Origin of the sequence: Pinirhizobacter soli, from assembly GCF_015905305.1 — a bacterium.
GTDB classification, from domain to species: domain Bacteria; phylum Pseudomonadota; class Gammaproteobacteria; order Xanthomonadales; family Rhodanobacteraceae; genus Pinirhizobacter; species Pinirhizobacter soli.
This window is the reverse complement of the sequence record NZ_JADZLQ010000003.1, coordinates 520,981-536,277: the sequence shown is the minus strand read 5'-3', so window position 1 is coordinate 536,277 and position 15,297 is coordinate 520,981. Positions and strand designations below refer to the sequence as shown.

Here is a 15,297-nt window from a genome sequence, read left to right as displayed (position 1 = left end):
TCGACCCATTAGCGTCGGAACCTCCGAAGGCAGGGCTTGGCGCCGATGCGCGACACCGTAGGGCATCACGGCACGGACAACGCGGAGCGCACCCCCACCGGCGTCACACGCGACGCCGGGCAGGGCCGCCGCCGCGGCATAGGCGCGTTCTTGCCCTTCGCAGGCCCCGCCATGGTGGTGTCGGTGGCGTATATCGACCCGGGCAATTTCGCCACCAATATCGAAGGCGGCGCGCATTACGGCTATGCCCTGCTCTGGGTGGTGCTGATGGCCAACGTCATGGCCATGCTGTTCCAGTCGCTCTCGGCGCGCCTTGGCATCGTCACCGGCAAGAACCTGGCCGAACTTTGCCGCGCCCACTTCCCCGCTCCCCTGGTGTGGGTGATGTGGGTGGTGAGCGAGCTGGCCGCCATGGCCACCGACCTTGCCGAATTCTTAGGTTGTGCGATCGGATTGTCACAGCTGTTCCACATGCCGTTGATGGTGGGCATGGTGCTGACGGGCGTGGCCACCTACGCGCTGCTGATGCTGGAGCAGCGTGGCTTTCGTCGGCTGGAGATCGTCATCGGAGCCCTCGTCGGGGTAGTTGGCGTGTGTTACCTGCTGGAAGTGTTCATCGCTCCCGTCGACTGGGCGGCGGCAGGCTTCGGCCTGGTCACCCCGAAACTTCCCGATGGCGCCGCGCTGACCCTCGCCATGGCGATCATCGGCGCCACGGTGATGCCCCACGCATTGTTCCTGCATTCGGGACTTACCGCCCGGGCCTTGCGTGCGAAGGACGACATCGAGCGCCGCCAACGGGTGAAGTATTCGGACATCGAAGTAGTGATCGCGCTCGGCGTGGCCGGGTTGATCAACATCGCCATGGTGTTGATGGCGGCCGCGGCGTTCCATGCCGGCCATGCGGATGTGGCGAAGATCGAAACGGCTTATCACACGCTGCTTCCGTTGCTTGGCGGTGCGGCGGCCACGGTATTTCTGGTGTCCCTGGTGGCTTCGGGACTATCCAGCTCCGTCGTGGGCACGCTGGCCGGCCAGATGATCATGCAAGGCTTCGTCGATTTCCGCATCCCGGTCTGGGTACGTCGCCTGGTGACGATGCTCCCGGCTTTCGTGGTGGTGTGGATGGGCATCGATGCCACCCGCGCGCTGGTGACGAGCCAAGTAGTTCTGAGCATGGCGTTGCCGTTCCCCATGCTGGCGCTGCTGTGGTTCTCCACCCGCCGCGGGCTGATCGGCCATGCATGCGGCAAGGCCCTGCTGGCCGGCGCCATCATCGCGGGAATCGTGGTGCTGGCGTTGAACGTGGCGCTGTTGTTCCATGCGGCAGGCGTGTCGCTGCCAGGCGTTGGTTGAGGCGAGGCGGTTACCTGCGTCGAGCGTCATAGCTAGACTCTAGCTAACTCCCCAGTCCTGCGCGCTTTCCTTCTTCATAAGGCGAGGGGATATCTTCATATAGATGTCGTAGGCCTCGTTCCTAATAGCCAAGATCGACTGATTGAGCCACCCGTCATTGTCCTTCGCGTGGGGATGGTTAATCGCAAGAAATCCCTCTCGTTCCGCAAGCGCTCTCGAAGTATTGATCATCGTCGCTATGAGGTGCCGTACATCTTCTCCGATGTCTCCAAGCTCGCCCAGGCGTGTCATATACGAACGCATACTGTCTGTCGGTTCCACCTGTTTAGGAACGAGTTCTTCGGCAAGATTGTGCTCGGTAATACCAAAATCCAGGAAATATCCCAGACTCGTTTCAATCAAGCAGACATCCTCAAGCACAGCCAGCGCAAGGCTAGCCGCCGCTGCGGAGGATTTTGCACGAGCGAGGCGCATCTCCTCAGTCCTCTCGATTTTTCTCGAGCGGTCTTGCCATCCCGCGATCCCAATAGCGACCACCGCACCCACCAACGCCAGGAGGGCGCTCGCAACGGTTCCTATGGCTGACCACTTGGTCCAGAAGTCTGCCGCGGAAGAGTTGTTTGCGTTTACGAACTGTACGAGACCAGGGGCTATCACGTAAGTGAACCTCTAGAGTTGAAGGGGAAAGCACAATCAAAGGACGGAACAAAGCATTTCTTGCGGAATTGTGTGCAGCGGAATCGAGGCCGCAAGTGTGGCTTGGCACCCCTTGGGTGGTCCGTCGCATAAGTGGCCTAGGTCGAGACACTCCTAGCCGCAGTACTAGTTCACCATTACACGTCTGATGCGGGCTAGAGCAACTCGACCAGTCGCCGGCTAACGGCTTGGAGCACTACTTACGTAACGGGTGCGGCACCAAGACAGAGCTCACGAGGTCGAATGCGGGAACCGACCTCGGTCAAATGGTGACGCTCAAGGCGTAAAACCTCTTCGCACTGAGTCCCTATGTTGCTGCCACGCTTCGCGACTTCTCGGGTTTATTTTTATGAGACCAACAAGCTCATCGAGCATTTCAGGGTACAAATAGAGAGGCGAATTCACCATTTCCAAAAAGAGATCACCGTCCGCTGTAGGGGCCGGACTATCCCCGTAGACCGCATTCTTCCAAAGCAACGCGCTTTTCGATCGGTGGGTGGGGGCGTCGAGGATCTTTTCCAGTCGCCCCTGACAAATGCGAAAATCGCGCGCTTTAGCGACGTCGCTCGCTGCGAGCATACTTTGAAGATGAAGATAGTGAAGGTGCTCCCGCTCGGTGGACACGTCCATCCCCCCGTGGAGGATCTGACAGTACCGTCGCAACTCCCAGACCGTCTGATCAAGCTCATGCAGAGGCCAGCCAACAATGTCAAACGAGAATTCTAGGTAACGATCTACACCGCACTTTGCGATGTGACGAAAAAAATCCATCGAATTAGAGGTGAACGTTGGTGGGAATCGCACAGTCTTCGCGAGGTCGAGCGCCTTGAGAAGGTCATGCCCCACCGCCGCTGCAGGCACCCGGTTGACTAGCAAGATATACTTTAGATATTTTTCAAGAGCCTGCTGCGACGACCAGAGAAACTGGGCTACAAGTCCAGAACAAAAGGCGAGTCGCGCTGTCAAGTAGTCGCCGTCCGCGGTGTCACGAAAGCATCGCTCAGCAAAATTATTTATTTGCATAGTGATTTGTCGTCTGTCGGCCATGCTCCACCTCACGAACTGCCCAACAGGGCGTCTTCGGATAGCGTAGCGACATGCGTGGAAGTCGCAACCTGTGCGGATGCCACCGCGATGAGCGGTGGTTCGCAATGTTGCGCCACCCCAGAAAGCACTGTGCTATGGATACCTTCGCTTGATCGATTGTCGGATCGAAATCAGGTGTACGCTGATGTTGACAAATAAAAGAAGCTTCGGACTAAAAATCCGTTTGTGGTAACGCGGTGGGGTTCGATTTCCCCTCCCGGTATCGTGACCTAGAACGTTTTTTGAGAAATCCGTTCCGGCCCGCAACTGTTGGCGCAGCCCACAATACCGTGATCTTGAGCAAAAACTTTAACTCACGGGCCATTCTGCCGAGGCCGCGCCAATGGGGTCCAGCGATCTCCTTCTGCGATCAATGGCTGTCAGTAGGCCGAATTTCTAGGCGCGCGCCCTGCCCGTTCTTAGGTAAATTTAGAGTCCAAGGTGATTCGCTGCTGAAAGAAAGCCGTCGGCTCTAAAGTATTCTCCCATCGCCATCAAATCTAGGACTGATGGCCCCGTTAGACTTAAAGCGCCGAGGATTCGGGGGACTATTATGGAATCAATACAAACGCGGGTCCTCACTAGGCCGCGCCCCTTGCGCACCGCTTACTTCATACCCCTGTCAGAAGAATCGCATCCAATTCTTGATGCAATTTTTTCGCGCACTCATACCATGTGGGGCGGTCGCTTCTCGCTCATTATCCCATGTGTCGACGGTATTCCATCTGTTGCCTATTGGCCATGGCTCAAGACATTCGATCCAGACGTCATCTACTCTTACGTTCAATTGACGGATGCCCAGCAAGCCTCCATCCATGAAGAAATCTATCCTTCCGAACTCCGACTTCATGCAGATGGTCTCGATCCGCAAAATCCACGTTATGACCCGGACCTCCCGGTAGCACCTTTGTCTGTCAGCACGGTGCTGCCGTTTGCTGCAATGCCTACATTTCTAGATCAAAAACGCGGCATTCGAGTCGTGGGAACGATGGGGCGAACAGAAAACGACCGGTTTCTGATGGATAGCTTCGGATCTAATTTTCATATAAAGAACCTTCTTAGGGCCAGACTCGCCTCATTCGGATCGTCGTTGTTGGTCATAGATGACGCCGACCATCTGCCGCGGCACGCGTTTGTCGATCAGAGCGAAACCGTTGTTCCGGATAGTACCTCGCTCTTACGGATGATGGCCGACAACCCTCGCGACCGTGGGCTCGCTCAGCTATCTGCGGCCAATTGCCCACGCTTGGTGCTAGACGATCGAGTCTGGGCAAGCAGCTTCAATCTTGTTATCGGTTCGACCGTCGCGGACCGATTGATGTTTTGGAACGCGCGATTCTTTTCCGCCGGCTATCGGGATGGCCAGGACGTTGATCTTTGTATTCCACCTAAATGTCTTCGTGACGAAGCATTCACCGCCGCGCTAGGGGCGTTCCTGACTAGACGTAACTTCGTCAATGAAGGCTATGGAAACGGACCGAATCGCGTGACCATGAGATCCATCAGCCTAACGGGCGACGAATTGGACGCTCTTCTTCCACGTCTCTTGGGTGCCGTACCACATCAGAGTTTCACTAAGGAACACATAGGCGCCATTGATGCCTGCGTTCCGAATGTGCGAGCGTTAGAGTACGCGAATATTGCAGTGGGGCAGCATACCTTTAGACCCCCCTCGCTATGGAAGGAAAGTTACGCGTCGGGTCCAGAGCTTCGACTGATTCCACCATATCCTGAACACATGCGGTTGGTGCCGCCGGAGCAGGTCGACGCGGCCCTTGGCGCTTGGGCAGTTGACCTCGATATCGAGCGATCAACGGACCACTCACCCTATTCCAATGTCCGGCACCGGTGGCGATTACCTCGACGATTGAGGGTTACTCGTGCATTTACGCTGCACTATCAACTGAACGAGCCCAATGGCCAAGTTATTGGACCGCGCGTTGATTCCGGCGGCCTGCTCACTGTATTCGCTGTTCCAGATGCTGCGCTGCCATCCATAACCTTACCTACTGACTATGACGCGATTCGAATTGCGCTGGAAAAAGGCCGTGATTGGACGCCCGCTGACGGTCGCGGCCGATGGGATCAACTTCCCCAGCTTTGCTACGCAGCACAGCGCTCCGATGCGGGCCAACACTTCTTCGGCGTATTTCAAATGTTTGGAGATTTGAATGCAGCTCGATCGGTCATTCTTCATCGCTTTTGGCGCGATCAGCTAGCAAGGCTTGGTGCAACCGATCAACGAGCTCATCAACGCCATGATGTGGTGCTGCGACACATCGAACGTCGAATGAAAAAAGCCCCGCTAAACCTAGCCGAGTCGCAACAACGGATAACGCTTGCGAACATAGTTCTTCAAGCCGCTGACGCAGAGCGATTGAATACGCCGAGCCGCTCGTGGACCGGCCTCTTGGAGGATTTCGAGGCCCTAGTTGCCAATTTTAATGCCGAAAACCCGCTGCCCGATCAACCGGAGCGAGACAAAATTGAGGAGAAACGGATCACAGAACATGGACTACGCCGTCATGTACAACTTCTGTGCAAACTAGGCGTTCTCCATCAAGGTTATGAAATAAAGTGCTCCAAATGCCTACACAGAAACTGGATTGCCCTAGGTGACCTGAATCCTTCAATCATCTGTCAGGTATGTCACAACTCTACTAGAGCGCCAGTAGACCAACCTTGGCAATTCCAACTTAATGGCTTTCTTCGAGAAGCGCTTAGGAGACACGGCATAGGCCCACTATTTTGGGTTCTGAGTCGCTATCAACAGCACAACAGAGGCTCATTTTGGTTTACTGGGCCCATCAATATCTTTTTTGATGAGAATTCCTATCAAAAACGCATGCCTGAGACGGACATCGACTTGACCATGGTTGACCAGGGGCAGGTAATCATGTGCGAAGTTAAGCAGTCGGAGAGAGTTTTCGAGAAACCACTTGCCTTCGCGGAAGCAGTCAAAAAATTGAGGCCCGATGTCGCGCTTGTGGCCGTGATGGAACCATCGTCACCTGCTCTGGAAGCTAAGTATGAGCAGTTTAGGAATGCTTTGGCCGGCACTGGTATTGAGCCAAAGCTCATGACACTTAATGAAGATGAAGATATCTCCAATGAGCCATGGTTCTAAGCGATAACGTTGACCGTTATCTGCTGGCTCCCGGACGTCACCGGCAGTCCTGTAAAATTCTGTTATACGAGCATTCGGACACACAACTCAAAGGAGTTTCTTCGCCTTCGGCAACTTGCCCGTGAGGGACTTCTTTTCGCCGACCGCCCCACGGGTCCGGTCAACATCATCGAAAGCTTTCTCAACGGCCCCCATGAATGCGGCATAGCCCACACCGCAAGCCTTGAGCCAAAAATAGAGCTGTACTGGGTCTAGACGAACATCCCCAGCTTCCACGTGGGAAATGTATGGCTGCGAGAACCCGAGCGCACGGGCCAGCTCGACCTGCGTAAATTTTGCGCCAAGCCGAACTTCCACCAGCAGGGCTAGAAACCTGCGGTGTTCTTCCTTGTGTATCGACTTTCTGCCCGTTCCAGACTTCGGCATGACCAGCGCGCTCAGAGAATGAAGCGACGCTAAACATCTCTGCCTGATATTCCGTCTTCGAATATTCCATGTTGTTATATTGTCGCTAAGCAACCGTGAGGCCTCTGCGATGAAAACGCCGCCGATTGCAGCTTTACTCTCTGGGCGCCGCCCAGGCAAATGGAGCCACTTTGGTGGAGGCCTTGCCGCTGGCACGCGGTGCGCTCCTCTACTTCACCGGCTTCGACAAACACATCGCTGACTCGCACTGTTGAAAGGAATCGACGCATGTTTAACGACACCCTCATCGCCCTCGGCATCACCGTCGCCGGACTCATTGCCTTTACCGTCGTCATGGGACGCCGGGAGAAGGCGGCCATCATGGCCTTGGGGGCCGCTGGCCCCTTCCGCGTAAAAAGCTTTCAAGCGAACATCGACCGCGCGCGCAATGAAGTGCACATCTCTGTAGATGGCCACAGGACCTTTTGCGCCCCTTTAGGCCACCTAATTGTCGAACACAAGGTGGAAATCATAGCGGTGGCGCACGAGAAGAAGCCCAAGGGACCCTGGGGTAGCATCACCCTACCCTCAAACCCACGCCGGCTGTTGGCGACGGGCCGCTATGTGGCATCCCGTGACTGGGCAGAAACGATATGGACCTCGGTGGAAACCGGAAAGACCTGGGTGAAGCTTCGGGCTGTCTGCCTGCCCGCTTACTACGCCCAGCATTGGGCCGGCTGGGAGGAAGAACATGCCAATGTCCTGACGGACCGCATGGACGTGCCCCTGCCGAACAGCAGCGCTCGCGCATTCAAGTTATGGCTGGACCACCACAAGCGGGAGCTCTTCCCCGACCACGCAGCCGCGCGCGCAACATGGGACCAGACGTGTGTAGAACTGCTCCGAGCATGCCGGCAACAACGCGATCACCGCGGTAACTCTGCTGAAGCTTTTGAAACCTGGTCATTCTCCGCTCAACCCATGATTGCCTACCTCGTGATTGAGGCGGATGGTTCAGCCTTTTGGGCATGGGGCGAGACGCCGATGCTCGAGCCGGTGGACAAGCCCCGTTTCAAGTTGGCTGGAGACAGGCTGACCGTCGTCTCCGGTGACGATAACCGGTCGTTTCCCGTGCCGGCTGACCGGATAACAACTTTGCTGGCTTTGCGACGCCGAGGCGTTGTCCGGATGGGTTGAACTCCACCGTTCAGTTCCAGTCGCCAACCGCCTGCTTGGTCTCACGCCACGACAGCCACGCGCCGTGCGTGATGCCGACCGAGCAACACCAGCGCCAACCCGGAAGCGGCAAACACCGCGCCCATCATCGATACCGCGACATAGCCCAAACCCGCGGAAATCACCGCGCCACCGGCGGCGGCGCCCAGCGCATTGCCAAGGTTGAACGCGCCGATGTTCACAGACGAAGCCAAACCCGGCGCTTCGTGAGCCGCCTGCATCACACGCATCTGCACCGGTGGGACCACGGCGAACGCGGCAGCACCCCACAGCAGCATGGCGATGGTCGCGCCGACATGGCTGCCGGCAAGCACCGGCAGAGCGACCATCACCAGTGACAGCGCGATCAGGAAGGCGATCAGGCTACCGTCGAGGGAACGATCGGCGAGCTTGCCGCCGATGGCATTGCCGATGGTGAAACCGATGCCGATCACCACCAGCATGGCGGTGATGAAGCCGGCGCTGGCGTGGGTGATGTTGGTCAGCACCGGCGCGATGTAGGTGTACACGCTGAACATCGCCGCCGAACCCAACACCGTGGTGCCCAGCGCGCCAAGCACCGCCGGGCGCGCCAGCACCTTCAGCTCGCGCCGCACATCGGGCATCTTGCCGGCTTCACCCTTGGGCAAGGCCAGGGCCAGCGCCGCCATGGCCAGCACGCCCAGGCCCGCGGTGGCGGCAAAGGCCATGCGCCAACCGATCGCGTGGCCAAGCCATGCCGCCGCTGGTACGCCGCCGACGTTGGCGATGGTCAGGCCCATGAACATGGTGGCCACGGCACTGGCGCGCTTCTCGCGTGGCACCACGCTTGCGGCCACCACCGAGCCCAGGCCGAAGAAGGCACCGTGGTTCAGGCTGGTGACCAGGCGCGAGGCCAACAGCCAGCCGTAGCCGGGCGCCAGCGCAGACAGCAGGTTACCCACCGTGAAGATGCCCATCAGCGCGATCAATGCCGTGCGCGCCCGCACCCGGCCCAGGGCCAGCGTCATCAGCGGTGCACCGATCATCACGCCCACGGCATAGGCGCTGACCAGCATGCCGGCCGTGGGAATGGACACGTGCACGCCATCGGCGATGACCGGCAACAGGCCCATCGGGGCGAACTCAGTGGTGCCAATGCCGAACGCGCCGACGGCCAGCGCCAGCAGGGGCCAGTTGGTCTTCATGGGGTTTCCGTGAGGGAATAAGGATGCTGCATTGCAAGATGAACCATGCGGCCCGCCTTGACAATCCGCCCGTCGTTCCCATCACTAGTGAATCCAATTCACAGGTTTGCGCCATGGATAACCGAACCGGGGAAATGCAGGTATTCGTGCGCGTGGCGGAAACCGGGAGTTTTTCCGAGGCCGCGCGCAAGCTGCGAATGACGCCATCGACGGTGAGCAAACTGGTCTCACGCATCGAGGAACGCCTGGGCGTGCGCCTGGTGGAGCGTTCCACGCGCGCGCTGGCCCTTACCGCCGAGGGCGTGGCGTATTTCGAGCGCAGCCAAGCCCTGCTTGCGGAGCTGGACGACATCGAGAGCAGCCTGGGCCAGCATCACGCCCAACCGCAGGGCACGGTAACGGTCAATGCGTCCGTCGCGTTCGGCATCATGGCACTGGAGCCGATCCTGCCGGCCTTCTGGGCTCTCTATCCCGGCATCGTGGTCGACCTTTCCCTTTCCGACACCATCGTCGACCTTTACCTCGATCGCACTGACGTCGCCTTCCGCGTGGGCAAGTTGCAGGATTCAAACCTGCATGCCAGGCGCCTGGGACAGGCACGCCGGATGATCGTGGGCTCGCCCGACTACTTCGCCCGCCACGGCACGCCGCGCACCGTGCAGGACCTGGACCATCACAACTGCCTTGGCTTCAACTTCCGTCGCGCCGCGCCCATCTGGCCGATGAAGGATGGCGGCCGCGTGGTGGCGCGAACCCTGGGCGGCTCGCTGCTGGCCAACAATGGCGAGACCGTCCGCCGCATGGCGCTGGCAGGCGTAGGCCTGGCTCGGCTGGGTTCGTTCAATGTCACCGAGGATGTCGCCGCGGGCCGGCTGGTCGAAGTGCTTGAAGCATCAGGCGTGGACGATCGCGAGGAGATCAACGCCGTGTACCTGGGTGGCACGCGCATGGCGCCGCGGGTGGTTGCCTTCCTTGATTTCGTGGTGCCCCGGCTGCAGGCATTCCTCAAGGCACGCGCCTGAGCCTTAATCATCCGAAGACACCCAGCTGTTCGCGTTGCCGTCTTCGATTCGGCGCATCAAGGGGAAATACTCTTCCGCCGCTTCGACAACGGCGAGCTCGAGCGCTTCGTAGCGAATGTCATTGCGCTCGAGCACCCGCATTGCACCGATGAGCCCCGGGATCTCCGAAGCATGCTTCTTCAGCACGTCCTTGAGCACGCCTGGACCTGTGAGGTCCGACAGGTCACGCCCGTACTCCTCCGCGCCGCCGGGTCGGGGTTTGTTGAAAAATCCAGGCTTGAGCGCGGCGCGTTCAATCATCGTCTCCACGACACGATCCAGCAACGGATTTCCTGCGTGCGAACCGAGGTGGCTGGTGTTGATGTCCCAATCGAGTCCCAGCAAGGCCTGGCTGACCGGTCCACCGGACAACAGCTGGAAGGGGCCTGCCCGGAGCTCTCCGACGCTGACCCAATCATTGAGGATGACATCGTCCATGTCGACGTACAGACCGCCATGTCGCTTGAGTATCCAGCCGAATCGCAGAACGTCCATGGCCGCGGCATTACAGGGGTGGGTGCCGTCACGCGCGGCGGTGTACAGCTTGCCTGCTGGCGTCTTCAACCAGTCCAGGAACGCCGGATCCCGGCGCAGGTCGTTGACTTCGACATGGGCCGGCGCAAGCGTTGTCTTAAGCCCCTGTACCTTCGAAGCGTCGTTCAGATCAACGTGCAACTGGGAAGTCCATCCACTGTTGTCGTCGCGGGCTGTCGCGGCGTTCTCCGTGACCCTGGCAAGCCACGTCGCCGATGGCGGCTCACCGCCCGTCCACCCGTAGCCGATGGTTTTGGACAGCGGCCGCGCATCGATGGGCGGAGCGGGAATCGAGGGCACTTCGATAGTGGCAAATTTCGTCGGAGTATCGAGGACCACGGTAACCGCGCCTTCCTGCCATCGACCCCCAGCACGCCTGAACACACGAGCGGGTCGGTCGATGCTTCGCCAGGCCTGGAAATCAAAGTCGAACGCGACCTTGATCCGCTCACTCCCCGCCAGGAAACGTTCCATCGAACCATTAGCCGTGCTGCTTTCGATGCCGTCGATAGGCAACAGCAGCTTCGTCGGGCGCGAGAATCCGCCGCCGGGACCTTCCCAGTTGGCCAGTTCCTGTTTCGCAACATCCTCGATCCGAACCAGTCGCCAGTGTCCTTGGCGGTCCAGGCGAACAACTGGCGCATCGTCAAGCTCGGGATAAGCCTGGGTCAAGTGCGGAAGCAGGCGCGCCAGCTCCAGATCGCCCGTATCGGGAACTGCGCGGGCCATGATGCCGTCGACCTGGACAAAGCGTTGCGTCTGCCCTTGCAATACGGTGCTGTAGTAGCCATTGACCGAACCGGTTGGAAAGTCGTCTGGCGTGCTGGGTGTGACATAGTTGGCGGCTAGTGGTGCGGTTGCGCGAACACTTTGGGCGGCCACAGCGACCAGGACCTTATTCGTCGCCTGCATGTCCATGGAAGCCACGATGGACTTGGCATCGATCATTGCGGATGCCTGGAGCTTCTGGCGGTCGCTCGTTGGCAGCGCCTGGAGCACCTTGTCGACCAACGGTACGGCATGCGCCGCCGACGTCTGTGGGATCACGAGCGAGCCGACGGCTATGCCAGCCACCCGATGCGATCCGCCGGGCGTGCGGACCAGTATCACGGATGTGCCACCACGGCCGAACCGCGCCACCGACAGCCCGTGACTGATGACGTCCCCTGTCTGCGAATCCAGGCCACCCTGGAGCACCTCGATGGATCGATCGGCCGACCATGCTGCTAAGGATGTAAGCCCGGTCAATAGCAAGGCCTCGCTGTCTGCGTCGTACCGTCCGGAGAGCGCGCGGTAACGTGCCGCGATAACGCGGGAAAACATGCCAAGATCGCCCAACGCATCGGCGAGCCCGTCGGCGTCCGGCTCACCCCGCGCGAGCGGCCCAAGGGTCTGGTCGGCCAGCACCGCAATGGCATCGGCGCGTGTCAAGCCAGGATATCGATACTGAAGCTGTGCCATCGCCGCATCGTCGCGGGCATCGGGCGCTGGCAGGCGAGGTCCGGCCGCAACCTTGCCCGCGGCAAGGAAATCATCGGTCTGGAGGGAAGCCTCCAGGTCGAATGCGCGCAGGCATGCACGCTCGATCGCTTTTACGTGGCGCCTTACCCATGCGTCGCTGGCCTGGTTGACCAATTGGCGGCGCGCCTGCAGCGTCGCCACACCCGTCGACGGCACATGACTATTGCCTAAGGTCGGCTGTTCAGCCAACACTACGTCGAGGATGCCCGGGATGCCGACACGCTCTCCGCGCGGGGCATTCCGTGTCGCGCCGTAGAAGCCGCCCGGCTGGCGATGCAGGATGAACTCGCCACCATCGGGTACGGGCCCCGTCCTTGGATTGAGCCAATAGGCTGTTACGCCGTTGTCGTCTACCACGTGCACTTTCTTGCCTAAGGTATCGGCCAGGAATTGCGCATAGAACGCCTCGCCGATCGCATGCAGCGGCTCGTCGTGCCTCGGGAATGTCGACAGCATGCGGTTGAGGATGTCGCCGATGGCAACGCGGGTCGCGGCGCCATCGAACCAAGACGGTGGCGGTTCACCACCCCAGATGCGATCGAGGTCCGCACGCGTCACGCCGGTGATGTCCTGCAATCGCGTGATGGAGTCCTGCGTGCCGCGCCTGTCGGCCATGGAGAACGAACGCGACAGCAAGCCGGCGTCGTCCACGCCGGAAAAGTCATCCAGGTTAAGCGCCCAAAGGCTGCCGCTTCGCCGGATGGCTGGTGCGTACTCGGCAGCGTTGCTTGGGCGCAGGCGCCACGTGCCGTCGCCGCCGCGGCTGGCAGCCAGCACAGTCGTTTTGCCAGAAGGCAGTTCCAGCTGGACGAAAGACTGGCCAAGCACATGGATGATGCCGTCGTTGGAGGGTTGCTGGCCGGCCACCATGGCCGCCACGGGGCGGACCATGGCATCGGCGTCGAATCGCACCAGCCCATCGGGGGAAGTGCCGCTGAGGGGGACGAGTCGATATCCCGCCTGCCGGAGGCTCGCCTTCGCACCCGCCCGGCCTGAGTAAATGCCAAAAGCAAGGTCAAGTATGTCCACGCCCGCTCCAACGATGCCCGCGCCATCGCCCCGGCTGGCGTCGACGCCACCTCTGACCAGGCTTAGGCCGATGAAGCTGCCGAAGGCTACCGTGCGCATCCGGTTGAGGCCGGCCACGCCGCCAGGCACGGGCGTGATGAGCAGTTCCAGAATCTCCGAGGCCATCTCCAAACCGGCCTGCACGGCGTAGTCCCAGTCCCGTTCTCCACTAGGGGTTGCCAGGCGGGCCACATTGGCCCTTATCCGCGAGTGGGCGAAGTTCAAGCCTGGGGATGCCAGCTTCCATGGCAAGCGGACTATCGATGAAGCAACGCCGGACATTCGCGATGAAAACCGACTATCTACCACCAACTCGACGGCGGGTACCGGAAGAAGCGCCGACACGGTATCGCGAAGCAACGCCGCAACCGGGTTCAGGCCGGGTAGCGGCGCATCTGCCTGGGCGAGCGACGAACGCAGTGCAACCGCACGTTCCCGATCGTCTCCCGACAGCTGTGCCAGCAGCCATGGCGCTGTGAGGTCCGCCGTTGCATTTAGCCATGCCTCCGCTTGTGTCAGTTCGCTGAACACCCGCAAGGGTTGGTCAGGACGGCCCATGGCATGGGCGACAATGCCTACGCCCTCTACGCCGTAGGTGAAGAAGGGCAATTGCACCCATTGCCCCACGCCCAGCGCCGGCACCGCGATGCCAAACTCGGCCCGGTAGCGACGCCAGTCGCTGCTGTCTTGCGGCAGGGTCGTAGCGCTTTGAAGACGCTGCCGTGCCGCGGCATCGACGCCCGTCGTCGCCGGCGAGCGGCCAGCATCCATGATGTCAAATAGCAGGGTTTTGGTGTGCAAATCGCGCAGGCGACGGTTGGCCCCCGAATCTGCCTCAAGCAACTGGTCAACCAGCTGCCCTCCCCGCGCACCCGGATCGACCGTGCGTACGATTTCCGCGAAACGGGAGACGCCCAGCGCCCATACCGGCGAACGGCCGGCCTGATCCCTGCTGATGAACGATGCGGCGGCGAAATCCCGGCCGGCGCCAAAATTCCAGGCAACTGCGTAGGCAAAATTCTGGCGAGCTGAGTCCCAGAGCTTGACCGAACGGCGCTGTGGTACCAGCTCGCCTTCGGCCAGGGTCCGGGGCAGGCGGGAATTTACTGTGTAGTAGTCGGTGTGCAGCCAGGCGTCCCGGCAATCCAGCGGGCCATCTGCCTGCGGCCCGATCGCAGCGTCCATGGCGTTGTTGATCTCATCCACGCAACCGTCCTCCCAGGTCTGCACCCTGGCCTGGAAATCGGACGATATGGTGGTGGCAAGGTTGCGGATTTCCGTGCGGAGCTTGAGATAAGCCTGCCACTCATGCTGCGGAAGCGCGCCCATGAAATCCTTCAGCTGGTCCAACGCCACCCTGCTGACGACAGCATCGTTCCACGTCGCGGCATCGCCCAGGAAAGTTGGCGCGCCCGGTGGCGATGGCAGGCTTTGTGCCGGCGGAAAAATATTGATCTTCTTGACCCCGGAACCGGGCATCGAAGGTTTGGACCCCGCGGCCGCAAGCGACTGGCGTCTTGGCGCCCAGGTGATGCGCCTTTGCGGCACCAGTTCAGCGCCAGCGACAGGCAAGCAAAACATCGTGCACGTGGCCACCTCGTCAGTTGGCGGCAACATGCCAGCTCCATTGCCAATCGATTGCAGGGCACCCCCCAGGCCGGGGGCCGCCAGTGCGCACAGTACAGCCTGCACGGTGGTAAGCCGCTCCAGCTTAATCCCGGGAAATTCGCGAGGTATTTCCCTGGGCAGCCGCTCATAAAAGTCAGATTCACCCAGCAAATCGAGACGGGGCCCAGCGAAGGTCGACGTGCCACGGGACGTCGTGGGGAACTCGTCAAAATATGCGTCGGTGAACGGGAACATGGGCTCACCGGGCTGCCACCAGTCGCAAACCAGGTTCCGCAGGCCATGAAAGGCGCGCGCCACTACATTTGCACTTGTCGATGGGGCCACGGAAACCGCCGGACTGGCCACGGCGGTTACGTTCGGTGTGTCCATGCGGCGTCAGGTACCCTCTCGATTGAGGGCTGCGAGTCTACGA

At 60.1% G+C, this 15,297-nt stretch carries 9 protein-coding genes; 4 read left to right on the top strand and 5 right to left on the bottom strand.

All coding sequences use genetic code 11. From position 1 onward, the window contains the following. The first annotated feature begins 45 nt into the window (after nt 1-45). On the top strand, nt 46-1,356 hold the full coding sequence (locus NDK18_RS15670; protein WP_250628302.1) for an Nramp family divalent metal transporter: 1,311 nt from the start codon (nt 46-48) through the stop codon (nt 1,354-1,356). Between the two features lie 39 nt (nt 1,357-1,395). On the opposite strand, the gene NDK18_RS15665 is transcribed toward NDK18_RS15670, so the two are convergent. Both NDK18_RS15665 and NDK18_RS15660 read right to left on the bottom strand, forming a co-directional pair. Continuing rightward, nucleotides 1,396-1,830: a hypothetical protein gene (locus NDK18_RS15665; protein WP_250628301.1), complete on the bottom strand. Its 435-nt coding sequence runs from the start codon at nt 1,828-1,830 to the stop codon at nt 1,396-1,398. Between the two features lie 498 nt (nt 1,831-2,328). After that, nucleotides 2,329-3,099: a HEPN domain-containing protein gene (locus NDK18_RS15660; RefSeq protein WP_250628300.1), complete on the bottom strand. Its 771-nt coding sequence runs from the start codon at nt 3,097-3,099 to the stop codon at nt 2,329-2,331. Nucleotides 3,100-3,733: 634 nt separating this feature from the next. Between NDK18_RS15660 and NDK18_RS15655 the strand changes: the two genes are divergently transcribed. Beyond that, entirely contained in the window at nt 3,734-6,265 is a 2,532-nt protein-coding gene (locus NDK18_RS15655) for a hypothetical protein (protein ID WP_250628299.1), read from the top strand. Nucleotides 6,266-6,352: 87 nt separating this feature from the next. On the opposite strand, the gene NDK18_RS15650 is transcribed toward NDK18_RS15655, so the two are convergent. After that, nucleotides 6,353-6,691 carry a helix-turn-helix domain-containing protein gene (locus NDK18_RS15650; protein ID WP_250626348.1) on the bottom strand — a complete coding sequence of 113 codons (339 nt, stop codon included), beginning with the start codon at nt 6,689-6,691 and terminating at the stop codon, nt 6,353-6,355. 267 nt (nt 6,692-6,958) lie between these two features. On the opposite strand from NDK18_RS15650, the gene NDK18_RS15645 reads away from it, so the two are divergent. Next, nucleotides 6,959-7,867, top strand: a complete 909-nt coding sequence (locus tag NDK18_RS15645) for a hypothetical protein (RefSeq protein WP_250628298.1) — start codon at nt 6,959-6,961, stop codon at nt 7,865-7,867. Between the two features lie 41 nt (nt 7,868-7,908). On the opposite strand, the gene NDK18_RS15640 is transcribed toward NDK18_RS15645, so the two are convergent. Then, complete coding sequence (locus tag NDK18_RS15640; RefSeq protein WP_250626346.1) at nt 7,909-9,072, bottom strand: MFS transporter; 1,164 nt, start codon at nt 9,070-9,072, stop codon at nt 7,909-7,911. A 113-nt stretch (nt 9,073-9,185) separates the two neighbouring features. Between NDK18_RS15640 and NDK18_RS15635 the strand changes: the two genes are divergently transcribed. Further along, on the top strand, nt 9,186-10,094 hold the full coding sequence (locus tag NDK18_RS15635; RefSeq protein ID WP_250626345.1) for a LysR family transcriptional regulator: 909 nt from the start codon (nt 9,186-9,188) through the stop codon (nt 10,092-10,094). Between the two features lie 3 nt (nt 10,095-10,097). Here the strand turns inward: NDK18_RS15635 and NDK18_RS15630 are convergent, their stop codons facing one another. Next, entirely contained in the window at nt 10,098-14,873 is a 4,776-nt protein-coding gene (locus NDK18_RS15630; protein ID WP_250628297.1) for a hypothetical protein, read from the bottom strand. Between the last annotated feature and the right edge of the window lie 424 nt (nt 14,874-15,297).

Coding starts and splice junctions, on each gene's coding strand:
- NDK18_RS15670 (WP_250628302.1), top strand. CDS start 46: ATGCGCGACACCGTAGGGCATCACGGCACGGACAACGCGGAGCGCACC.
- NDK18_RS15665 (WP_250628301.1), bottom strand. CDS start 1,830: ATGCGCCTCGCTCGTGCAAAATCCTCCGCAGCGGCGGCTAGCCTTGCG.
- NDK18_RS15660 (WP_250628300.1), bottom strand. CDS start 3,099: ATGGCCGACAGACGACAAATCACTATGCAAATAAATAATTTTGCTGAG.
- NDK18_RS15650 (WP_250626348.1), bottom strand. CDS start 6,691: ATGCCGAAGTCTGGAACGGGCAGAAAGTCGATACACAAGGAAGAACAC.
- NDK18_RS15645 (WP_250628298.1), top strand. CDS start 6,959: ATGTTTAACGACACCCTCATCGCCCTCGGCATCACCGTCGCCGGACTC.
- NDK18_RS15640 (WP_250626346.1), bottom strand. CDS start 9,072: ATGAAGACCAACTGGCCCCTGCTGGCGCTGGCCGTCGGCGCGTTCGGC.
- NDK18_RS15635 (WP_250626345.1), top strand. CDS start 9,186: ATGGATAACCGAACCGGGGAAATGCAGGTATTCGTGCGCGTGGCGGAA.
- NDK18_RS15630 (WP_250628297.1), bottom strand. CDS start 14,873: ATGTTGCCGCCAACTGACGAGGTGGCCACGTGCACGATGTTTTGCTTG.